Below are 21,832 nucleotides of genomic sequence, written 5' to 3' on the forward strand. Positions count from 1 at the left end.
GTCAGCCGCGCAAGGCAGCCATGGCAGCTGCGTGGAGTTCCGGCGTTGCAGCCGCCAGGACATCGCCGCCCTTCTCCGCCGGCCCGCCATCGAATGTGGTGACCACACCGCCTGCCTTCTCGATGATCGGGATCAGCGCCACGATGTCGTATGGCTTCAGACCGGGATCGGCGACGATATCGACGCTTCCCGAAGCGATCATGGCGAAGGCATAGCAATCGGCGCCATAGCGGGCGAGTTGGATCTGTCTTTCGAATGCATCGTAACGGTTGCGCGCTTCGCCTTTGAATAGCGCCGGCGTGGTGGTGAACAGCGTCGCCTGGTCCAACTTCGTCGTCTTGCGGGTCGTCAGTTTTCGCGGCCCGCCCGGCCCCTCATAGTGCGAACCTGAGGCGTTGGCGTAGAACAGCTCGCCGGTGAAGGGTTGCGCCATCATGCCGGCAACGGCGTCACCGTCGACCGTCAGCCCGACCAGCGTGCCCCACACCGGCAGGCCGGAAATAAAGGCGCGCGTGCCGTCGATCGGGTCGATCACCCAGACATGCCGGCTCGAAATGTTCTCGCTGCCATGCTCCTCGCCAAGAATGCCATGGTCGGGATACTCGGCAGAGATCAACGCCCGGATAGCGCGCTCGGCCTCGCGATCGGCCTCGGTGACCGGATCGAAACTGCCCTGTTCCTTGTTGGCGACCGCGCCTTGGGCACGAAAGCGCGGCAAGGTTTCCGCCGCCGCCACCTGCGCGATGCGGCGCATGAAATCGACACTGATGTCCAACTGATTCTCCCGCACTGCAGCATGTCCGAGCCGTGCTCTGCCGCCAATTTCGTACCAAAACAAGTGTGTTCGACGACTTCTCCGCGACGGCATCTGTTGCCCGGATGTCACATAAGCGTCGTCGAAACGCAATTTCCACATCAGAGTGAATTAAAAAAGCCTGAAGGTCGCTTGACATTTGTGCAACGCACAATACCCTTGACCTCGGACAGGGTTTCCTGTCCATGCCCTCCTTGGGCGTTTCCTCCCTAGACTTCGACCGTATCGTGCAAACGATGCGGTCTTTTTTTACGCCGCGATTTCACTCCGCGGCCAGCGGCAGGTCGATGAAATGATGGTCGGGCATCGACATCAGGTCGGCTGAGAACCGCGTCAGATCTTCGGCCAGCGCATCGAAGCCGGCGGCCTTCTCGAATGTCCGTTCGTTCATGTAGAGCCCGCGATTGACCTCGATCTGCAGCGCATGCAGATGGCGCGCCGGGCGGCCGTAGTGTTCGGTGATGAAACCGCCGGCATAGGGTTTGTTGTGGGCAACCGAATAGCCCATGGCGCTGAGCAGGCCGATCGCGGTCTCGGTCAGGGCGGCGGTTGCCGAGATGCCGAAACGGTCGCCGATGATGAAGTCGGGCCGCAGCCCGCTGTCGCCGACACGGATGCTCGCCGGCATCGAATGACAGTCGATCAGCACGGCAAAACCGAACCGCGCATGGGTCCGGGTCAAAAGCCGCTTCAGCGTCTCGTGATAGGGCTTGTACACGGTTTCGATCCGGGCAACGGCTTCCGACAGCGGCAGGCGGCCGGAATAGATGTCGAGCCCCTCGCCGACCAGCTTCGGCACCGTGCCAAGCCCACCCGCCACCCGCGCCGAGCGGATGTTGCAGAAGGACGGCACTGGCTCGGCGAACATGCGAGGATCGAGCTCCCACGGCTCGCGATTGACGTCGAGATAGGCCCTCGGAAAATTCGCCGCCAGCAGCGGCGCGCCGAGCGCCACGGCACCGCCGAACAGCTCATCGACGTAACAGTCTTCCGACCGGCGGATGGCGTTGCGGTCCAGCCTTGCCATGGCCAGGAACCGTTCGGGATAGTAGCGGCCGCTATGCGGCGAGTTGAAGAGGAAGGGGACGCGCTGCTCGGCGCCCGACCGGATTTCGAAGGGTGGAAAGACCGAAAAATCCTCGGCTGCCGTCTTCAATTTGAACGAACCCGAAAACACCAGTGCATCATGATGTGAAAGTGCCACCTTGCAGGCCGCGTGTCCAGCATTTCTGCGGCGGCACACCCCCGGCAAATATGGATCATCGCCGTCCGCGTTCACTTGATGTTTACCCTCACCTCCTCATATACAGGATGGTTAACGGGCTTGCCCAACGGCAATCTCGGGCGGGTGATTCGGACAGGATATCATGGCACGCATTCTTCTGGCGGAAGACGACGACGATATGCGTCGGTTCCTCGTCAAGGCGCTGGAGCGCGCCGGTTACCAGGTCAGCGATTTCGACAATGGCGCCAGCGCCTATGAGCGGCTGCGCGAAGAGCCGTTCTCGCTGCTGCTGACCGACATCGTCATGCCGGAGATGGACGGCATCGAGCTGGCGCGCCGCGCCACCGAGATCGATCCCGATCTGAAAGTCATGTTCATCACCGGTTTCGCCGCCGTTGCGTTGAACCCGGATTCCAAGGCGCCGAAAGACGCCAAGGTGCTGTCGAAGCCATTCCATCTGCGCGACCTCGTCAACGAGGTGGAGAAGATGCTGCAGGCGGCCTGAGCCGTTTTCTAGGCGAGGCGCCGCACCTCTTCGCCACTGCGGCGAGACGACGCCTTCTTTCCTTTTTCCTGCTATTGACGCGCTGGATCAAAAATGGTGTATGCGCGGCTTCGGATGGGCGTGTAGCTCAGCGGGAGAGCACTGCATTGACATTGCAGGGGTCACAGGTTCAATCCCTGTCACGCCCACCATCCAACCAGACAAATCAGACCTGGATCGACATGCTGGCCGGCTCGCCAGACAAGGCGCGTGGGCATGACGCGCGGGATGAGCAGCGTCGAGGTGGTGGCGGAAGAACGCCTCACTTGGGATAAGCTGGGCACAGCGTGGCACAGGGCCGTCCAGGGCGCGCGTCACACAGAGGTGGACGATTTCGGTGCCTCAAGGGGAGGCTGGACGTTGGCGAGCTTTCGAGCGCAACGCGCCCGTCCCAGCGCTGACCGGAACGGGCGACACGCAATCAGATCATTGCGGCGCTGGATCAGGCGTATTTCCCGGCCTGTCGCCGCCGCCCTTGCCTTCGCGGCAAGGCTCGCCGATGCCGCAGCATTTGCCGTTATAGGTGACGCCAGGCTTCAGCTTGTCGCATTCCCTGGGAGCGGTTGTCTTGCAGCCGGCCAGCACCGAAACGGCGATGGCGGCCAAAAAGACGTTTCTCGAGACAGTAAACATAAGACGTTCTCCTTGATGAACCATGTTTGGACACATCACTTGGTCGCGCCTCGGGTGAATTGGTTCACAAAAATAGTGATGGCGGCGAAAACAACCCTCACGGTTGTTCGACAGAGGACACTCCTGGGCAGGCGCAGCAATCGCGTGGCGACGTGTCGGCGACGGCGAACACGCCCACGATGACGATGGCGGCCGATGCGGCGGCCTAGATGAATTGCGTGGTCATCTGGTCTGGAATCCAGCCAAAACCCTGGTGATGCCGACAAGATGGCAACGAAGATCACGGCGGCAATAAGCTGAACACGGTGTTCCTGGACATGGGGCGGGAACGCAGCGCTGATTTGGATTGAAGGTAAGCGGGCCTTGCGGCATGCGTTGCGGGACAAGGTGAAGTGAGGATTTTATGCGGGGCGTTGCGATTCTTACAGAGGGAAGAAGCGGTTCGAACTGGCTGGGAAGCCTGACGAACGCAACTGGCCTGATGGGACGGTCGGAGGAATGGCTTGATCCGGCCTATCTACGTTTCGATCCCCGCACCTATGATGATCTTGAAAAAGCGGCCATCGAGAAAGCGTCGACCGACAACGGGCGGTTTGCGATCAAGTTGTTTCCGCGCCATCTGGCCTGGTGTAAGGAGAAATTCGGAAAGGATTTTCTATTCGAGATTCGAAGAAAACACGGCTTGGAATTCATTTTGTTGGAACGTCGCGACCGAATTCAGCAAGCTATTTCGTTCTACCGAGCTAGGATGTCTGGAGTGTGGACGAGCCGGCACGAAGGGAAAGTCAATCCGCGCGCTGTTCCTTATAGCTTCGCCGACATCAGCCAAGCATATTTCCAGGTTGATCGAAGCTATGCGTTCTGGAGGTCCTACCTACAACTTGCGGGGCTGGATTGTCGTCAATTCGTCTACGAAGATTTGCAGCAAGACCCACGGCCCTATCTGGAAGCTGTGGCGGATTATATGGGCGTCCAGGTCCCGGAAGACACCGCCAATTCGAGATTCACTGTTCAACGGGACAGCCTCACGGAAGAATGGATAGTGCGCTTTCGTGAGGATGCAGCGGCCAAGGGCGCCATTGAGGGCATCGGGGAGATGGCGGTGCCAAGAACGCTCGACAATATCGCCCGCTTTGCCCTGAAACGGCCCCTGATCCGAAAGCGCTTCTAGAGGCAGGTACTTTCTTCGGGGAAATTCGATGATCGTTGCAGCTGGCTCGGTTCAGCGCTCAATGCCCCGGCTCTTCCTCCAGAACACCTGGAGTAAATCGCGCTGGTCAACCTTCTGCCCGCAGTAATGCTCTCTTCCGGGATGTCCTGGCCGCCGTGCAGCTTGCTGGGAACGGCGGGGCAGGGTCAGATAGTTTCGTCATGTCGCTCGAACCTGCCATTGCGGCAAAAAGTTCCGGAACCATCCTTCAAGCTGATGGAATCGCGGATCGCGTGTGCAGGATCGGCATTTCCCGGCTGTTCGCCAGAGGTAGAGCGGTTCGCATTTGGATTGACTTCTAGCCTGCACCTGGCGCAACGCCGCATGTAGTGCTTGAAGTTGGCGAAGGGTTTCTCGATTGGGTTGAGGTCCGGACTATAGGGGGCAGGAAGGAGAGCCTCGCGGAGCCAGCCTACTGGTCATCGTCATCGTTATTATCTGGATTGTCGACCAAACATCCCGCGCCGTGACACCCTTGGTAATTGCCTTGAGTGTCGAAATTCGGATTGCCGTCCTTGTCGTAACTCGGCCTTGGATCGATGTAGCTGTCGTCCTTTCGACGCGCTTCCTTGCGATCCTTGTCTCTCTGTTCTTGCGCGGCCATGCGATCCAATGAGCGCTGCTCATCTTCTGAACGTTGTGAGGTCTGTTGCATCATGCAGTCGGCAAACCTGTTGGTTCCTGGCCTGTAGCCGTAAGACGCGCACTGTTGCTGATCCATTGCGCGCTGATCCTCAGCGCTGACGCAACCGGCAACCGCCAACGGCACAAGCGCGATCAGCACATATCTCATCTTGAAATTCGGCATTTTGTCACTCCAGATTATTCTGATGGCACCGGGCAAGAGAGGTCACCCTCCTGGCAGTTCAGGTAGGCCTTCAACTGCCTGGTGCGGGCCTTGGTCAGGTCAGCCTGACAAGTAGCGGCAACCATCGGCGCCGCGGAGCCACCATCGTCACCGCTGGATTGAAACGTGCATTCGGCGTTGCGGAACGCAATCCACGCTCTCTGCGCTTTCACGAACCGTGCCTTGCCGTCGGAATCATCCGTAAGCCGCTTCTGGATTTGCTTGAAGGTCTGGTTCAATGCCTGATCGGCTCTTTTGAAGTCCGAAGCTGGATCGGCCAGAGCCGCGGTGGCGGCGAACGACAGCATGGCGACCGCAGCAAGTAGAAAACGCATGATTGTATCCCCCTCATGAAAACAACCACAAGTAAGCACGCATAGGAGCAGCCGGCAAGGCCTGGAAAACCATATAGTAAGCAAAGGGTTGTCGGGTTCAACAATGCAGGACGGACGAGGCTAGGGCCGTGAGGTGATATGCGGGGAGTGGCAGATAACTCATGCATTCGATGCAATGGCGGTCGAATGCGGCCGCCACAAGCTGACCATGTTTGGACACATCGCTTGGTCGCGCGCCGGGAGGATTGGTTCCAAGAAAATTGCGATCACCGGCGCATCTTTTGCGAGCTTGCCTTTGCGTGAAGGCGAATCGCCGATGCCGGGGCATTTGCCATGCTATGTGGTTTTCGGATTTGATTTATCGCATTGTCCTGTCGGCGTTGCCTGGCAACCTGCCGTCACTTATGCAGCAGAACATAACAGGACATTCGCAACGTTACATGCGAGAGACGTTTTCCATGATTGATCGTGTCGGACAATTCAGGGCTTGGTCGCCTCACGCTCAAAAATGGTCCGGAATCGAAGTCGGAATGATTGGCGAAACCGCGCGCATCCCCGAGGCGGTGATCGGGATCCGGTCTCCCTGCGTGCCGTCATGAGTTCGCAGTCCGGTAGGACAAAACCGTCGTCCTGGCCGAAGATATATCGCGAACTGAACCGTGTGCGCACGCAATTGCGGTCGCCGTGGTCGACATTGGGCAACGCGCTCATTTCCGCAAAGCAGAACGCTGAATACCGGCGCGGACTCCGCAAGCGGATCGAGGCCGCCCGCGAGACTTACACGGCGTCGCCGATCTCGCAGATCGCCGACAGCTTCATGCTCGTCCGGATCATCGGCAATGATCTGGAACCCCGACACCGCAAGGGCCAGTCATTCGACAACGTGCTGTTCATTCTGGACAACGAACCGGTCTTCGACGCCTGCGAAAAATTCTGGATCGTCAATCGAATAGTCGACACCGACGAGGAAGCCCGGATCATCGGCCTGCTCGAAAGCCGCCGCCAGAATTTTCATACAATCCCCTTCGAACTCGATCAGTACCGGAAGATATCCTGGGACGTCGACCAGCTTGTTGCCGGCGACCTCCGATTCTCAGAGAAGGGCCGGGCGAGCGGACAGTCCGCGCGTTACGAAACGCACATCCGCCGCAGCAAGAACCTCTATGTGATGAACAACAATGGGGCTCGCAACGCCGCGCTCGCGATTGCCCGCGACAGGGCAAAATGGCTGATGCCCTGGGACGGGAACTGCTACCTGACAGACTCTGCGTTCCAGCGGATACGGTCCGCGATCGAGAAAAACCCGCACCTTCCCTACGCTGTGGTGCCCATGGCGCGCATTGTCGACAATGCGCTTCTGCTGGACCAGAGCTTCCAGCCGCCGGCCGAGGAAGAGCCGCAGATCATATTTCGAGCCGATACCACGCAACTGTTCGACGAAAACTATGGTTACGGAAGGCGGCCAAAAATCGAGATGCTGTGGCGGTTGGCAGTTCCCGGCCCCTGGGACCGCTACCGCGACGATGCCTGGGATTTTCCACGCCCGGTCCGGGCAGCGGATGCCGGGCTGCTCCAGAAAGCGGGCTGGGTGGCGCGCCTGGATTCAGGGCGTTCGCATCTGGAGATCGGCAAGGCCGGCTTCGTCGCGCGTCTGGTCAGCCGCGATCAGGCGATCGTCGATATGGTCGATCAATGTGACGCCAAGGCAGTCGCCGCTCGGCTTGATGCCTCCCGCCTGGCCTTTTATGACGAAGACGCCCTGGCCCACGCGGTGAAGGACGGGCCCATCCTGCACCATCTCGAAACCGCGGCCGGACAGGCACTCGCCCGCGGTCCGTTCAGCGTGCTCGACAAGACTGGCCTAGCCCCCAGCGGGGATCCCCAGGACTATTTTCACCCCGCGCCTTACTGGTGGCCCGACCCCGACAGACCCGACGGCCTGCCCTATATCCGGCGCGATGGCGAACGCGTGCCCGGCACGGCATTGTATGCAGCAGGAAGCGAAACCTACGATCGCACACGCTTGCAGCGCGTCTTCGACGACACAACCGTGCTTGCGCTCGCCGCAACCGTGCTTGATGGGCATCATTATGCCGTCCACGCCGCCAGGCTCATTCGCGCATGGTTTATCGATCCCAGGACAAGAATGAACCCGCATTTGCGCTATGCGCAGGTGCGGTCGGGCCACGACAACAATGAAGGGTCCGGCCACGGCATCATCGAGCTGAAGGATTTCTATTTCTTCCTGGATGCCGTACGCCTGCTCGAGCGAACAGGAGTACTGGGCGACGAGGATCGCGAGGCGTTCAGAGCCTGGCTCGGTTCCTACTGCGAATGGCTGGACACCGCGCCGGCAGCCGCGACGGCCTTCTGCAGCAGCAGCAACCAAGGAACATATTACGATTTGCAGCGGGCATCGATCGCCACGTTTCTTGGCGACAGCGCCACCCTGGCCAAGATCAGCCTCTATGCTCGGGAGAGACTAGCAACCCAGATCGCAGCCGATGGCTCCTTGCCCAGGGAACTGTCCCGCACGCGCCCCAGGCACTACGCCATGTTTACCTTGCAAGGCTGGACGTCGCTGGCCCGTGTCCTGTCTTCGGTCGGTGACAATCTCTGGCAACACAAGACAGCCGAGGGACTGGGACTGGTCCAGGCGCTGCACTGGCTTGTTGCGCACGAGAACAAGCCACACACCATGTCGGCCGAAACTGTCGATCCGGATCGGCTTGGGCCGCTGCTTCTCGACCTGACGCACCATGATCCCGCAGGAATGCCACCTGCCGATCTGGGAAGGGCGACCAAGCCCATTTTTCATCCAGACGAGGCAATCGCGCCTTTTTGGCTGTGGCGGAGACGTTAGCGACGCCCGGCATTCCTGGCCTGTTACGTCGATGATGAGAACCACTTTGCGCGCTTCAAACGCCCGCGACGGTGCAAAGGCTCTTCATCCTGGTCACCGCCAGTTCCGGATCGGCCAGCAATCCGGCCTGGTCGGCAAGGCGGAACACGTCGGCATAGTGACGGATGCCGCGCGCCGACTGCATACCGCCGACCATCGCAAAATGATCCTGATGGCCGTTCAGCCAGGCCATGAGGACGATGCCGGCCTTGTAATACTCGGTCGGCGCCTCGAAGATCTTTCGCGACAGCGGCACGGTCGGCGCCATCAACGCGTCAAAGCCGGCGCGGTCGCCTTCCGCCAGTTTCGCCAGCGCCGCGTTGGCGACCGGCGCGATCGCGTCGAAAATACCCAGCAATGCGTGCGAGTGCCTTTTCTCGTCGCCGGCGATCAGTTCGGGATAATTGAAATCGTCGCCGGTGAACATGACGACGCCGTCCGGCAGACGGTTTCTCAGCGCGACCTCCTTGCCGGCATCGAGCAGTGAGATTTTTATCCCCTCCACCTTGCCGACGTGGCATTCGATGATGGCAACGACTGTATCGAGAGCGACCTCGAAATTCTCGCTGCCCCAATAGCCCCTGAGCGCCGGATCGAACATGTCGCCCAGCCAGTGCAGGATGACCTTGCCGGAGGACTGTGACAGGATGCGGTCGTAGACGCTGACATAGTCGTCCGGCCCTTTGGCAACTGCCGCCAACGCCCGGCTGGCCATCATGATCGCCTTGCCGCCGAGCCCTTCGATAAAAGCGAACTGCTCTTCATAGGCCTTGATGACGTCATCGATTGTTTTGGCGGCGGCGGGCGCCAGATGGTCGGTGCCGGCGCCCGAGGCGAGATCGGCGCCATCGACCGTGCGCGCCTCGGCGATCGAGCGGCGGATCAATTCCTGCGCGTTTGCCCAGTCGAAACCCATGCCGCGCTGCGACGTGTCCATCGCTTCGGCGATGCGGAAGCCCAGCCGCCACAGATGGTGACGGAACGCCATCGTCCTCTCCCAGTCGACCACCGGTCTGGACCACGGATCGGTCATGGCGAGCGGATCGGCAACGACGTGCGCGGCGGCATAGGCGATACGCGAAAATCGCGCGCCGATGTCAGGCTGCACGGGCTCGCCGACCAGCGTGTACCGGGTGCTGCCGACACCCTCACCAGGCAAGGAAATGTCCATCCATCGCTCCCTTCGCAACGTACTAAATGGAACGTTCCAATAAATCAAGGGCCTTTAAAATTCGAACTCCCTGCAGGATGAAATGCTGCATTGCAACAAGAAAGCCTTATGGAGCATGCCATTTGAGTACACACAATCGATGTTCGAGGCGCGGGAAAAATCCCGATTGACTCACGAGCGGAGCAGAGATTAGAACGTTCCAATAGTTTTGGGCCTGCAGTCGGGAGGATGCATCTGGATGGCCAGCCGGGCCAAGGCGACGATATTCGACATCGCCCGCGAAGCGGGCGTGTCCAAATCGACGGTATCGCTCGTGCTCCAGGGCAGCGGACTGATCCGGCCCGAAACAGCGAGCAAGGTGCGCAAGGCGATCGAGGATGTCGGTTACGTCTACAACCGCGGCGCCGCCAATCTGCGCAAGGCGCACTCCAACGTCATCGGCATGGTCATCAACGATCTCACCAATCCTTTCTTCGCAGAGCTGGCGGTCGGCATGGAGCGGGTCTTCCAGTCGGCCGGCATCGTGCCGTTCATCGCCAACACGGCGGAAAATCCGGTGCGCCAGGAAGAAGTGCTGAAGTCGCTGATGGAGCAAGGCGTCGCCGGCCTCATCGTGTCGCCGGCTCGCGGCACGACGCCGGGCGCCTTCAGGCGGATCGAGACGGCAGGTCTGCCGGTGGTCTTCGCCATGCGCCGGCTTCCCGAGAGCCGCATTCCGGTCATCGCGCCCGACAATCATCGCGGCGCCTATCTCGCCACCGCTCATCTGATCGGCAAGGGACATCGCCGGCTGGTCTTCTTCGGCGGCTCGTCCGATCTCGTCGTCTATCACGAGCGGCTTGGCGGATTTCGCGAAGCCTGCGAGACGCAGGGCATCTCCGACCGCGACACTCTGGTCGTCGAGGGAGAGACCAGCCGCAGAGGTGGTATCGCATGCCTCGAAACCGCTCTCGCAATGGCTGAACCGCCGACTGCGGCACTCTGCTTCAACGACGCCGTCGCCTTTGGCGCCATGCTGGCGCTGCGCAAGCGCGCGCTTGAGCCCGGAGTTGATTTCGCCATCGTCGGCTTCGACGATGTGGCCGAGGCCGAGCATTACATGCCGGCTCTGACCAGCGTCGCGGTGGACTCGGCGGGTCTTGGCGAACGTGCCGCCCATGTCATGCTGAAAATGATCCAGTCGCGCACCACACGGGCCGAAGACCATATCGGCGCGGTCAATCTGGTGGTCAGGGAAAGCTGCGGCCCGGATCGCCGCATTCGAAACAGGGCGGCCGGTTCGGGAGGCGCTGCATGAGCGTCAAATGGAGCTTGATCGGCGCCAGCACGATCGTCAGGCAGTTCATGATCAACGCCATCCGCGCGCAAGGCGAGGACAGCATCTGGTCATCGGCGCCAATCGAAGCAGCATTGCAAACCGCGAAATCAGGCAAGGCGGTCGCAATCGACCCTGAACTCGGGAGTATGAATTGAGCAAGGTGGTCTCCGCAGCGCAGGCAGCCGGCCTAGTCAAGGACGGCATGGTCGTGTCGGTGTCCTCGTCGAGCGGCCTCGGCTGCCCCGATGCGGTGCTCGCCGCGATCGGCGAACGCTTCGACGCAGTAGGCCATCCTAAGAACATCACCACGCTGCACCCGATCGCAGCCGGCGACATGTATGGCATCAAAGGCATCGACCATCTGGCCAAGCCGGGACTGCTGAAGCGTACTTTGTGCGGCTCCTACCCGTCCGGCCCCTCCTCTTCCGAACCGCCGCAGATCTGGAAGATGATCGGCGACAATTCGGTCGCCGCCTACAACGTGCCGTCCGGCATCCTGTTCGATATGCACCGCGAAGCCGCGGCCAAGCGGCCGGGCGTGCTGACCAAAGTCGGTCTCGACACCTTCGCCGACCCGCGCCACCAGGGCTGCGCCATGAACGCCGCCGCCAGCGAGCCGATCGTTTCGGTGCAGCAGTTCGACGGCGAGGAATGGCTCTATTTCCGCTCTATCGTGCCGCAGGTGTCGATCATCCGCGCCACGTCGGCCGACGAGCGCGGCAACCTCACCTACGAGCATGAGGGCGCCTATCTCGGCGGACTGGAACAGGCGCTCGCCGCCCGCAACAATGGCGGCATCGTCATCGCGCAGGTCAAGCGCGTCGTCGAGAACGGCACGCTGAAACCGCATGACGTGCGCGTGCCGGGCGTCCTGGTCGACCATATCGTCGTCGCGCCCGACCAGTTGCAGACGACGCTGACACCTTACGACCCGGCGATCTCGGGAGAAATCTTCCGGCCGCTGTCGAGCTTCCGCACGCCGGAGATGAACGTGCAGAAGGTGATCGCGCGCCGCGTCGCCATGGAGTTGCGCGACGGCATGGCCGTCAATATCGGGTTCGGCATTTCCGCCAATGTGCCGCGCATCCTTCTCGAGGAAGGCCAGCACGGCAAAATTACCTGGGTGATCGAACAGGGCGCGGTCGGCGGTGTGCCGCTGCTCGACTTCAAATTCGGCTGCTCATCGAACGCCGACGCCTTCATGCCCTCGCCGCACCAGTTCATCTATTTCCAGGCCGGCGGCTTCGACGCCTCGCTGCTGTCCTTCCTGCAGATCGATCGACACGGCTCTGTGAATGTTTCGAAGCTTTCGGCGCGGCCGCATGTCACCGCCGGCGCCGGCGGCTTTGTCGACATCACCGCACGGGCGAAGAAGATCGTCTTCTCCGGCTTCTTCAATGCCGGCGCCAAGCTGTCTCTGGCCGATGGCGGCATCCGCATCGACCACGAGGGCAAGGTCAAGAAGGTGGTCAACGAAGTCGAGCACATCTCGTTTTCGGGCAAGCGCGCGGTGGCGCAGGGACAGGACATCACCTATGTCACCGAACGCTGCGTGATGAAGCTGACGCCGGAGGGCTTGGTCGTCACAGAACTCGCACCCGGCATCGATCTGCAGCGGGATGTGCTGGCCCAGTCGGAAATTCCGTTGGCCGTTGCCAGGGACCTCAAGACGACACCGGCAGCCCTCTATCAGGAGCAACCGATAGGCCTGTCGCTGAATGGCGGCGCCTCGCTCGGAGGCGCGCGTGGCTGAGCCTCTCGTCACCTTCGAGCAGGATGGCGCCATCGGTACCATCACGCTGCGCCGGCCGGAGAAATTCAACGCACTGGACATTCCGATGCTGCGGGCGCTAGAGACGGCGCTCGACGAGGCCGAGATGGCCGAGGGCGTCCGCGTCGTGCTGCTGCGCGGCGAAGGCAAGGGCTTTTGCGCCGGTGGCGATGTCGAAGCCTGGGCGCAGATGAGTGCCGCCCATTTCCAGGTGCAGTGGGTGCGCTACGGCCACCGCGTCTTCGACCGCTTGGCGCGGCTGCGGCAGCCGACAATCGCCGTCCTGTCCGGCCATGCGCTGGGCGGCGGCCTGGAACTGGCTGCGGCTTGCGACTTGCGCGTGGCGGAAACACAAGTGAAATTAGGCTTCCCGGAAACCTCGATTGGCGTCGTGCCCGGCTGGTCCGGTACGCAGCGCGCCGTGCGCCGCTTCGGCGCGCAGACGGTGCGCCGCATGGCGCTGGGCGGCGAGATCCTTCTCGCCCCCGAGGCACTCGCCCTGGGCATCGTCGACCGGGTGGTCGCAACTGGCAACGCACACGAAGAAGCAAAGGCGTGGGCGGAAAAGATCGCCGAGCGCGGCCCGCTGGCGACGGAAGCCGCCAAGCTGATGATCGCGGTCGCCGAAGGCGAGGAAAGTGCCGCCGCCACCGAAGCGCTGGCCAGCGGCTTCATCGCCCTGACCGGCGATCTGAAGGCCGGCGTCGATGCCTTCAAGGCCAAGCAGAAGCCGGCCTTTTCGAGATCCTAGAGCAAACATATGAACGCACCCCTGAAGATCGCCATGCCGGCCGAGGCGGCCGAAGCCCCGAAAGGCTACAAGCTGCTGATCGACGGCAAGCATGTCGATGCCCGCGACGGCCGTACGATTGCTCGAAACAGCCCCGGCCACGGCTTCACCGTCTCGCACTATGCGCAGGCCGGTGAGGCCGAAGTGGAAGCCGCTGTGCTTGCCGCCCACAGGGCTTTCGAAACGGGTCCATGGCCGCGCATGAAGGCGGCCGAACGTGCCGGGATCCTGCTCAAGGCAGCTGATCTGATTGAGGGCCGGCTGGAAGACATCGCCCGGCTCGACGCACTGGAATCGGGCAAACCGATCGCCCAGGCACGCGGCGAGATCGGCGGCGCCATCGACATCTGGCGCTATGCCGCCTCGCTTGCCCGCACCCTGCATGGTGAAACCTACGCCAATCTCGGCGACGCCATGCTGGGTGTCGTCCTGCGCGAACCGATCGGCGTCGTCTCGATCATCACCCCGTGGAATTTCCCGTTCCTGATCGTCAGCCAGAAACTGCCCTTCGCGCTCGCCGCCGGCTGCACGGCGGTGGTCAAGCCGAGCGAAATGACCTCGGCCTCGACCTTCGTGCTCGGCGACATCCTGATGCAGGCCGGCCTGCCCGCCGGCGCCGTCAATATCCTGGCCGGACTTGGCGCCGATGTCGGTGCGCCGATGGTCAGCCATCCGCTGGTCGAAATGGTCTCGTTCACCGGCTCCACCCACGTCGGCAAGATGACGATGGCATCCGCCGCGCAGTCGCTGAAGAAAGTCTCGATGGAGCTCGGCGGCAAGAACGGCCAGATCGTCTTCCAGGACGCCGACCTCGAAGCGGCCGCCGATGCGGCGGTGTTCGGCGGCTTCTTCAATGCCGGCGAGTGCTGCAATGCCGGCAGCCGGCTGATCGTGCACGAGGCGATCGCCGACGATTTTCTCAGCGCCGTCAAGGCGCTTACCGCCAGGGTCACGGTCGGCGATCCGCTCGATGACCAAACCAAGGTCGGCGCGATGATCTCGTCCGACCATTTGGCCAAGGTGGCCGGTTACGTTGCGGCAGCCGCGACCGAGGGCAGCAGCATCTACAGCGGAGGCAAGCAATTGGCCTCCAATATCGGCCAATACCTCGATCCCACCATCATCCGCGGCGTCACCGAGGACATGGCCATAGCGCGCGAGGAAGTGTTCGGCCCGGTGCTCTCGGTGCTGACTTTTGAATCGATTGAAAAGGCGTTGCACATCGCCAACAACACGCCCTATGGTTTGTCGGCGGGCGTGTGGAGCGCCAGCATCGACACTTGCATGTCGGTCGCGCGCGGCGTGCGTTCGGGAACCGTTTGGGTGAACACGTTCATGGAAGGTTATCCCGAGCTGCCTTTCGGAGGCTATAAGCAGTCCGGTCTCGGACGCGAACTCGGCAAACGCGCCGTCGAGGACTATACCGAGGAAAAGACAATCCAGTTTCATCGCGGCCAGCGCACCGGGTGGTGGGTCGGCTGAGTTGAGAAGAACCCGGCGGCATCCGCCGGTCGTGTAATGCAACAAGGGAGGAAGTACATGTTGCGCAAACTGCTTATCGGAACGGCTCTCGCGTCGGGCCTGGCTTTCGCGGCCCACGCCGAGGACGTCAAGGAAGTCCAGATGCTGCATTGGTGGACCTCGGGCGGCGAAGCGGCTGCTCTCAACGTTCTCAAGGGTGATCTGGCCAAGGAAGGCTATGCCTGGAAGGACGTGCCGGTGGCCGGCGGCGGCGGCGATGCCGCCATGACCGCGCTGAAGGCGATGGTCGCGGCCGGCAATTATCCGACCGCCTCGCAGATGCTCGGCTACACCGTGCTCGACTATGCAGCCGCCGGCGTCATGGGCGACCTGACCGAAACGGCGAAGAAGGAAGGCTGGGACAAGTCCGTTCCGGCAGCCCTGCAGAAGTTTTCGGTCTATGACGGCAAGTGGGTCGCGGCGCCGGTCAACGTTCACTCGGTCAACTGGCTGTGGATCAACAAGGCCGTCCTGGACAAGATCGGCGGCACCGAGCCGAAGACCTTCGACGACTTCGTTGCCCTGCTCGACAAGGCCAAGGCGGCAGGCGTGATCCCGCTCGCTCTCGGCGGCCAGAACTGGCAGGAAGCCACCATGTTCGACTCCGTCGTGCTGTCGACCGGCGGACCCGAGTTCTACAAGAAGGCCTTCAACGACCTCGATGACGAGTCCCTGAAGTCCGACACGATGAAGAAGTCGTTCGACAATCTGGCCAAGCTCGTCACCTATGTCGACCCCAACTTCTCGGGCCGCGACTGGAACCTTGCCACCGCCATGGTCATCAAGGGCGATGCCCTGGTGCAGGTCATGGGCGACTGGGCGAAGGGCGAGTTCCACGCCGCCAACAAGACCCCGGGCACCGACTTCCTGTGCTATCGCTTCCCGGGCACCGACGGCTCGGTGATCTACAACTCCGACATGTTCGGCATGTTCAATGTTCCCGACGACCGCAAGGCCGCCCAGGTCGCACTGGCCACCGCCACCCTGTCGAAGAGCTTCCAGTCGGCCTTCAACGTCGTCAAGGGTTCGGTTCCGGCCCGTACCGACGTTCCGGACACCGACTTCGACGCTTGCGGCAAGAAGGGCATCGCCGACCTGAAGGCAGCCAATGAAGGCGGCACGCTGTTCGGCTCGCTGGCCCAGGGCTATGGCGCGCCTCCGGCGGTCGCCAATGCCTATAAGGATGTCGTCTCCAAATTCGTCCATGGTCAGATCAAGACCTCGGACGAAGCCGTGACCGAGCTGGTCAAGGCGATCGACGACGCCAAGTAAGCGCCACGCGCCAAAAACGCCTTCCCCGCTCCGGCGGGGAAGGCCCAGATCCGCGAACATAGATCCGCGAAGCTGGTTGGCCGCGAGTCGACGGGAGGAGCCCCATGAGCACGGTAGCGACAAGCCAGATCAAGCTGACGCCGGAGCATGCGCGGCCACGCGCCTCGGTGCGCTCGCGCCTGCAGGACGCATTGCCGAAGATCGTGCTGGCGCCGAGCTTCGCCATCACCATCGTCTTCGTCTACGGCTTCATCCTGTGGACGATTTATCTGTCCTTCACCAATTCCAAGACCTTCCCGTCCTATGTCCTAACCGGCTCGCGCGCCTATCAGCGGCTGTGGGGCTGGACCTTCGACACCGACCCGCCGTCGAGCTGGTACACGTCGATCACCAATATGGGTATTTTCGGTTTCCTCTACATCGCAATCTGCCTGGCGCTCGGCCTGTTCCTGGCCATCCTGCTCGACCAGAAGATCCGCGGCGAAGGCGTGTTGAGGCCGATCTATCTCTACCCGATGGCGCTGTCCTTCATCGTCACCGGCGTCGCCTGGAAATGGTTCCTGGATCCCGGCCTAGGTCTCGAGCAGACCTTGCATCAGTGGGGCTGGACGAGCTTCCATTTCGACTGGATCAAGAACAAGGATTTCGTCATCTACACGGTGGTCATTGCCGGCGTCTGGCAGGCCTCCGGCTTCATCATGGCGATGTTCCTGGCCGGCCTGCGCGGCATCGACGGCGAGATCATGAAGGCCGCGCAGATCGACGGCGCCACCACCTTCCAGCTCTATCGCCGCATCGTCATCCCGCTGCTGCGGCCGATCTTCCTGTCGGCCTTCATCGTGCTCGCGCACCTCGCCATCAAGTCCTACGATCTCGTGGTCGCACTGACCAGCGGCGGGCCCGGCGGCTCGGCGTGGCTGCCGTCCAACTTCATGTATGAGTACACGTTCAAGCGCAACGAAATGGCCGTCGGCTCGGCCAGTGCGGTGATCATGCTGATGACCATCGTCGCCATCATCGTGCCCTATCTCTATTCGGAACTGCGGGAGAAGCCGCGATGAGCGCCGTCACCACTCCCGCCCGCCAGGCCTCCGGCGGCGTCAACGTCAAGACCCTCAACCGCATCGTCATCTACGGGCTGCTGGCGCTGTTTGCGCTGTTTTACCTGATGCCGCTGTTCGTCATGCTGGTGACTTCGTTCAAGACCATGGACGAGATCCAGAACGGCAACATGCTGGCGCTGCCCAAGGCGCCGACCTTCGACCCGTGGCTGAAGGCGTGGGGCGAGACCTGCGTCGGCCTCACCTGCGCCGGCATCAAGGGCTATTTCTGGAACTCCATCAAGATGGTGGTTCCGGCCGTTCTGATTTCGACCATGCTGGGCGCGCTGAACGGCTACGTTCTGACCAAATGGCGTTTTCGCGGCGCGACGCTGGTGTTCGGGCTGATGCTGTTCGCCTGCTTCATTCCGTTCCAGTCGGTGCTGCTGCCGATGGCGACCATCCTCGGCAGCCTCGGCCGCTTCGGCGTCACACTGCAGAACTCGGTCGGAACGAGCTTCGGTCTCGGCAACCCGACGGTCAACCTGGTCTTCGTCCACGTCGTCTACGGCATCGGCTTCACCACGCTGTTCTTCCGCAACTACTACGAAGCGTTTCCGACCGAACTGGTCAAGGCGGCACAGGTCGACGGCGCATCCTTCTTCCAGATCTTCCGCCGCATCATGCTGCCGAACTCGATGCCGATCTTCGTCGTTACCGTGATCTACCAGTTCACCAACATCTGGAACGACTTCCTGTTCGCCTCGGCTTACGCCGGCACCGGCGACGCGATGCCGATGACGGTGGCGCTCAACAACGTCGTCAACACGTCGACCGGCGTCGTCGAATACAACGTCAACATGGCCGCCGCGATGATCGCGGCACTGCCCACCCTTCTCGTCTATGTGCTCGCCGGCCGCTACTTCGTGCGCGGTCTCATGGCTGGCGCCGTCAAAGGATGATCTGATGGCTTTTCTGGAAATTGATGGTCTGAGAAAGCGCTTCGGCCAGGTCGAGATCCTGAAAGGGATCGATGTCGAGCTCGAGAAAGGCGGTTTCCTGGTGCTGGTCGGCCCTTCCGGCTGCGGCAAGTCCACTTTGCTCAACACCATCGCCGGCCTGGAGACGATCACCTCGGGCGAAATCCGGGTCGACGGCCGCGCCATCAACGATCTGCACCCCTCCAAGCGCGACATCGCCATGGTGTTCCAGAGCTATGCGCTCTACCCGAACATGACGGTGGCCGGAAACATCTCCTTCGGCATGGAGATGCGCGGCGTGCCGGCGGCGGAGCGCCAGAAGGCGATCGACAAGGTGGCCAAGGTGCTGCAGATCGGCCACCTCTTGCAGCGCAAGCCGAGCCAGCTTTCGGGCGGCCAGCGCCAGCGCGTCGCCATGGGCCGGGCGCTGGTGCGCGACCCCAAACTGTTCCTTTTCGACGAGCCTTTGTCCAACCTCGACGCCAAGCTGCGCGTCGACATGCGCATCGAGATCAAGCGCCTGCATGCCACCACCGGCACCACCATCGTCTACGTCACCCACGACCAGATCGAGGCGATGACGCTGGCGACCAAGATCGCCGTGATGCGCGACGGCGAGGTGCAGCAGTTCGGCACGCCGGCCGAAATCTACAACAACCCGAGCAATCTCTTCGTCGCCGACTTCATGGGCTCGCCGGCGATGAACCTGATCCCGGCGACGATCGGTACGTCAGGCAATGCGTTGTCCGTCGTGCTGCAGCGCGAGGCGCGCGAGCCGATCAACCTGCCGATGGCCAATGCGCCGGCGGGCCTGTCGGCATTCCAGGGCAAGCCGATCATCTTCGGTGTCCGTCCCGAAGCCCTGACCGATCCGGAAGGTGCCGAGCGCAACGCCTCGCACATCGCAACCGCGGACTGTCACATCGAGGTCGTCGAGCCGGCAGGTTCGGACACCTTCGCCGTCACCAATCTCGGCGGCAAGGGCGTGGTGGCGCGGCTGCGCGCCGACGCCAACATTCAGCCGGGCACCAACACGCCGCTCGCCTTCAACCTGACAAAGGCGGTGTTCTTCGATCCGGCGACCGAGACCCGTATTCGCTGATGTATGTCGCCCAAAAGTGGATCCGGTTTTGGGGCAACGACATGCATCAAAACAAAAAACTAAAGCGCGTCGGGACGCGATTTAGGCCATGAGAAATCCGGACATCGTCATCATCGGCTCCGGCATCGGCGGCGCCACGATCGCTTCCGGCCTTGCCGGCAGCGGCGCCTCGATCTTGATGCTCGAGCGCGGCGAGCCGTTGCCGGCGACGCCGCACGCGCGCGACACGCGCTCGATCTTCGTCGACGGCCATTATAGGCCGAAGGAGATGTGGCGTGAGGCCGGCGGCGCCGCCTTCAACCCCGGCAATTATTATTATGTCGGCGGCAATTCGAAGTTCTATGGCGCGGTGCTGATCCGCTACCGCAAGGAAGATTTCGCCGCCATGGAGCACTTTGGCGGGGTCTCGCCGGCATGGCCGTTCTCCTATGAGGAATTCGAGTCCTGGTATTCGAAAGCCGAACAGCTGTTTCGCGTGCGCGGTGCACTGGGCGAGGATCCGACCGAGCCGTTCCATTCGATCCCCTACGCCTACAAGCCGGTGCCCGACGAGGCGCCGATCGCCCGCGCCCGCGCCGAGCTGAAAAACCTCGGCCTGCATCCGGCCTCGCTGCCGCTCGGCGTCGACATCGACACCTGGCTGAAAGAGGGCAAGACCGGCTGGGATGCGTTTCCCAACACCGGCCAGGGCAAGGTCGACGCGCAGACAGGACCGCTGACGGCGGCCCTGAAGGACACCAACATCCGGCTCGAGACCGGCTGTTATGTCGAGTACCTGGAGGCATCGACCGACGGCAAAACCATTGCTGCCATCCACTATCGGCAGAATGGTGAGCTGAAAAAGGTCGCGCCGAAACTGGTCATCCTCTCCGCTGGCGCGGTCAATTCCGCCGTCATCCTGCTGCGATCACCGTCTCCTGATGGCAAGGGCCTTGCCAACCGCTCCGATCAGGTCGGGCGCAATTTCATGAACCACAATTCCAGCGCCATGCTGGCGATCGATCCGCGCCGCCGCAACGATGCCGTCTACCAGAAGACGCTGATGCTCAACGACTACTATCTGTCCGACGGCAAGGGCGGTAAGCCGCTGGGGAACGTCCAACTGCTCGGCAAGATCGACGGCAACATGCTGCGGGCCAATGTCAAGTACACGCCGGGATTCGCGCTCGACTTCATGGCCGGCCACGCCGTCGACTGGTACCTTATGTGCGAAGACCTGCCCGACCCGGAAAGCCGCATCATGGTCGACGGCAAGGACATCGTCATGCAGTGGCGGCGCTCCAACATGCAGTCGCTCGACGGGCTGAACAAGGTAATGCGCGAGAACTTCCGCGCCTGCGGCTATCCCATCGTGCTGTCGCGCCCCTTCGACAAGCGCACGCCGTCGCATCAATGCGGCACGATCAAGATGGGCGACGATCCGGCGACGGCGGCGCTCGACCCCTACTGCCGCTCCTTCGACCACCGGAACCTGTTCGTCGTCGACGCCGGTTTCCTGCCGAACTCGGCGGCGGTCAACCCAGCGCTGTCGATTGCAGCCCAAGCGCTGCGCGTTGCTGACCACATCCGCAAGACGGACCTCGCCGCATGACCCGCCCCGCCGCCATCGTCACCGGCGGCGCGCGCGGCATCGGCCTCGCCTGCGCCCAGGCACTGGCGGATGCCGGCTTCGATATTCTGGTCGCCGACCTTGCCGAAACAGCCGCTGACGGACTTGCCCCCGACATCGCCAAGCGTGGCGCAAAATTCGCCTATGTCAGGTGCGACATCGCGGACCTCGACACCCATACAGCACTTGTCGATGCCGCGATGCGCGCCTTCGGCCGCATCGACTGCCTGGTCAACAATGCCGGCGTCGGCGCCGTGGTGCGCGGTGACCTCTTGGACCTCAAGCCGGAGAATTTCGACCGCACGCTGGGCATCAACCTGCGCGGCACCGTCTTCCTCAGCCAGGCTGTCGCCAAGGCGATGCTGGCTGCGCCAGGCGATCAGAGATCGATCATCACCATCACCTCGGTCAGTGCTGAAATGGCATCGCCGGAACGGCCGGACTACTGCATCTCGAAGGCCGGGCTTTCGATGTGGGTGAAGAACCTGGCGTTGCGGCTTGCGCCTGAAAACATCGCCGTCTTCGAAGTCCGGCCCGGCATCATCCGCACCGACATGACCTCAGGCGTGACCGCCAAATATAACGCCCTTATCGACGGCGGCCTGGTTCCGGCCAAACGCTGGGGCGAAGCATCGGACATCGGCGCGGTGGTGGCGACGCTCGCCGGCGGCAAGCTCGGCTTTTCGACCGGCTCGATCATCAATGTCGACGGCGCGCTCTCGGTGCCACGGCTATGAATGGATCAGGA

At 62.1% G+C, this 21,832-nt stretch carries 21 protein-coding genes and 1 tRNA gene; 16 read left to right on the forward strand and 6 right to left on the reverse strand.

Going from position 1 to position 21,832, the window contains the following annotated elements:
• Window position 1 precedes the first annotated feature (1 nt).
• Together hisN and P3C39_RS24640 are read right to left on the reverse strand one after the other, a co-directional pair.
• On the reverse strand, window positions 2-775 hold the full coding sequence (gene hisN / locus P3C39_RS24635) for a histidinol-phosphatase (RefSeq protein ID WP_024502739.1): 774 nt from the start codon (window positions 773-775) through the stop codon (window positions 2-4).
• A 301-nt stretch (window positions 776-1,076) separates the two neighbouring features.
• Complete coding sequence (locus P3C39_RS24640; RefSeq protein WP_275954477.1) at window positions 1,077-2,018, reverse strand: N-formylglutamate amidohydrolase; 942 nt, start codon at window positions 2,016-2,018, stop codon at window positions 1,077-1,079.
• A gap of 163 nt (window positions 2,019-2,181) precedes the next feature.
• Between P3C39_RS24640 and P3C39_RS24645 the strand changes: the two genes are divergently transcribed.
• Both P3C39_RS24645 and P3C39_RS24650 read left to right on the forward strand, forming a co-directional pair.
• Window positions 2,182-2,544 (forward strand): response regulator, encoded by a 363-nt coding sequence (locus P3C39_RS24645; RefSeq protein WP_006199474.1) that lies wholly within the window; start codon window positions 2,182-2,184, stop codon window positions 2,542-2,544.
• 116 nt (window positions 2,545-2,660) lie between these two features.
• Window positions 2,661-2,735: transfer RNA gene (locus tag P3C39_RS24650), tRNA-Val, on the forward strand.
• A 274-nt stretch (window positions 2,736-3,009) separates the two neighbouring features.
• Here the strand turns inward: P3C39_RS24650 and P3C39_RS24655 are convergent.
• Window positions 3,010-3,216, reverse strand: coding sequence for a hypothetical protein (locus P3C39_RS24655; RefSeq protein WP_013529712.1), 207 nt, complete (start codon window positions 3,214-3,216; stop codon window positions 3,010-3,012).
• A gap of 403 nt (window positions 3,217-3,619) precedes the next feature.
• On the opposite strand from P3C39_RS24655, the gene P3C39_RS24660 reads away from it, so the two are divergent.
• The gene (locus P3C39_RS24660; RefSeq protein ID WP_224675313.1) at window positions 3,620-4,387 is read left to right on the forward strand and encodes a Stf0 family sulfotransferase; all 768 of its coding nucleotides are present in this window, start codon (window positions 3,620-3,622) and stop codon (window positions 4,385-4,387) included.
• Window positions 4,388-4,838: 451 nt separating this feature from the next.
• Here the strand turns inward: P3C39_RS24660 and P3C39_RS24665 are convergent, their stop codons facing one another.
• Both P3C39_RS24665 and P3C39_RS24670 read right to left on the reverse strand, forming a co-directional pair.
• Window positions 4,839-5,234 (reverse strand): hypothetical protein, encoded by a 396-nt coding sequence (locus P3C39_RS24665; RefSeq protein ID WP_013529710.1) that lies wholly within the window; start codon window positions 5,232-5,234, stop codon window positions 4,839-4,841.
• 14 nt (window positions 5,235-5,248) lie between these two features.
• Complete coding sequence (locus P3C39_RS24670; protein ID WP_224675312.1) at window positions 5,249-5,608, reverse strand: lysozyme inhibitor LprI family protein; 360 nt, start codon at window positions 5,606-5,608, stop codon at window positions 5,249-5,251.
• Window positions 5,609-5,783: 175 nt separating this feature from the next.
• Between P3C39_RS24670 and P3C39_RS24675 the strand changes: the two genes are divergently transcribed.
• On the forward strand, window positions 5,784-6,074 hold the full coding sequence (locus tag P3C39_RS24675; RefSeq protein WP_145923782.1) for a hypothetical protein: 291 nt from the start codon (window positions 5,784-5,786) through the stop codon (window positions 6,072-6,074).
• A 228-nt stretch (window positions 6,075-6,302) separates the two neighbouring features.
• Window positions 6,303-8,471: an alginate lyase family protein gene (locus P3C39_RS24680; protein WP_224675311.1), complete on the forward strand. Its 2,169-nt coding sequence runs from the start codon at window positions 6,303-6,305 to the stop codon at window positions 8,469-8,471.
• Between the two features lie 55 nt (window positions 8,472-8,526).
• Here the strand turns inward: P3C39_RS24680 and P3C39_RS24685 are convergent, their stop codons facing one another.
• A complete protein-coding gene (locus tag P3C39_RS24685; RefSeq protein WP_275954479.1) occupies window positions 8,527-9,681 on the reverse strand; it encodes a dihydrodipicolinate synthase family protein in 1,155 nt (384 codons plus the stop codon).
• Window positions 9,682-9,919: 238 nt separating this feature from the next.
• Here P3C39_RS24685 and P3C39_RS24690 point away from each other — a divergent pair, with 238 nt between their 5' ends.
• From P3C39_RS24690 to P3C39_RS24740, 11 genes are all read left to right on the forward strand, one after another.
• The gene (locus tag P3C39_RS24690) at window positions 9,920-10,978 is read left to right on the forward strand and encodes a LacI family DNA-binding transcriptional regulator (RefSeq protein WP_224675309.1); all 1,059 of its coding nucleotides are present in this window, start codon (window positions 9,920-9,922) and stop codon (window positions 10,976-10,978) included.
• The gene (locus tag P3C39_RS24695) at window positions 10,975-11,154 is read left to right on the forward strand and encodes a hypothetical protein (RefSeq protein WP_224675308.1); all 180 of its coding nucleotides are present in this window, start codon (window positions 10,975-10,977) and stop codon (window positions 11,152-11,154) included. The genes P3C39_RS24690 and P3C39_RS24695 overlap by 4 nt, the downstream gene beginning before the upstream one ends.
• A gap of 47 nt (window positions 11,155-11,201) precedes the next feature.
• Window positions 11,202-12,752 (forward strand): acyl CoA:acetate/3-ketoacid CoA transferase, encoded by a 1,551-nt coding sequence (locus P3C39_RS24700; protein ID WP_275954586.1) that lies wholly within the window; start codon window positions 11,202-11,204, stop codon window positions 12,750-12,752.
• A complete protein-coding gene (locus P3C39_RS24705) occupies window positions 12,745-13,521 on the forward strand; it encodes an enoyl-CoA hydratase/isomerase family protein (RefSeq protein ID WP_275954480.1) in 777 nt (258 codons plus the stop codon). Before P3C39_RS24700 ends, P3C39_RS24705 begins: the two co-directional genes overlap by 8 nt.
• Window positions 13,522-13,530: 9 nt before the next feature.
• Window positions 13,531-15,042: an aldehyde dehydrogenase family protein gene (locus P3C39_RS24710; RefSeq protein WP_224675305.1), complete on the forward strand. Its 1,512-nt coding sequence runs from the start codon at window positions 13,531-13,533 to the stop codon at window positions 15,040-15,042.
• Between the two features lie 57 nt (window positions 15,043-15,099).
• Complete coding sequence (locus P3C39_RS24715) at window positions 15,100-16,353, forward strand: ABC transporter substrate-binding protein (protein ID WP_013529701.1); 1,254 nt, start codon at window positions 15,100-15,102, stop codon at window positions 16,351-16,353.
• Between the two features lie 104 nt (window positions 16,354-16,457).
• Window positions 16,458-17,414 (forward strand): sugar ABC transporter permease, encoded by a 957-nt coding sequence (locus P3C39_RS24720; protein WP_024502750.1) that lies wholly within the window; start codon window positions 16,458-16,460, stop codon window positions 17,412-17,414.
• Window positions 17,411-18,355, forward strand: a complete 945-nt coding sequence (locus P3C39_RS24725) for a carbohydrate ABC transporter permease (protein ID WP_027161386.1) — start codon at window positions 17,411-17,413, stop codon at window positions 18,353-18,355. The genes P3C39_RS24720 and P3C39_RS24725 overlap by 4 nt, the downstream gene beginning before the upstream one ends.
• Window positions 18,356-18,359: 4 nt before the next feature.
• Window positions 18,360-19,475: an ABC transporter ATP-binding protein gene (locus tag P3C39_RS24730; RefSeq protein WP_013529698.1), complete on the forward strand. Its 1,116-nt coding sequence runs from the start codon at window positions 18,360-18,362 to the stop codon at window positions 19,473-19,475.
• 88 nt (window positions 19,476-19,563) lie between these two features.
• The gene (locus P3C39_RS24735; RefSeq protein WP_275954481.1) at window positions 19,564-21,066 is read left to right on the forward strand and encodes a GMC family oxidoreductase; all 1,503 of its coding nucleotides are present in this window, start codon (window positions 19,564-19,566) and stop codon (window positions 21,064-21,066) included.
• On the forward strand, window positions 21,063-21,821 hold the full coding sequence (locus P3C39_RS24740) for a 3-ketoacyl-ACP reductase (RefSeq protein WP_224675303.1): 759 nt from the start codon (window positions 21,063-21,065) through the stop codon (window positions 21,819-21,821). The genes P3C39_RS24735 and P3C39_RS24740 overlap by 4 nt, the downstream gene beginning before the upstream one ends.
• Window positions 21,822-21,832 lie beyond the last annotated feature (11 nt).

It is taken from the genome of Mesorhizobium sp. XAP4 (assembly GCF_029269325.1).
GTDB lineage: Bacteria > Pseudomonadota > Alphaproteobacteria > Rhizobiales > Rhizobiaceae > Mesorhizobium > Mesorhizobium ciceri.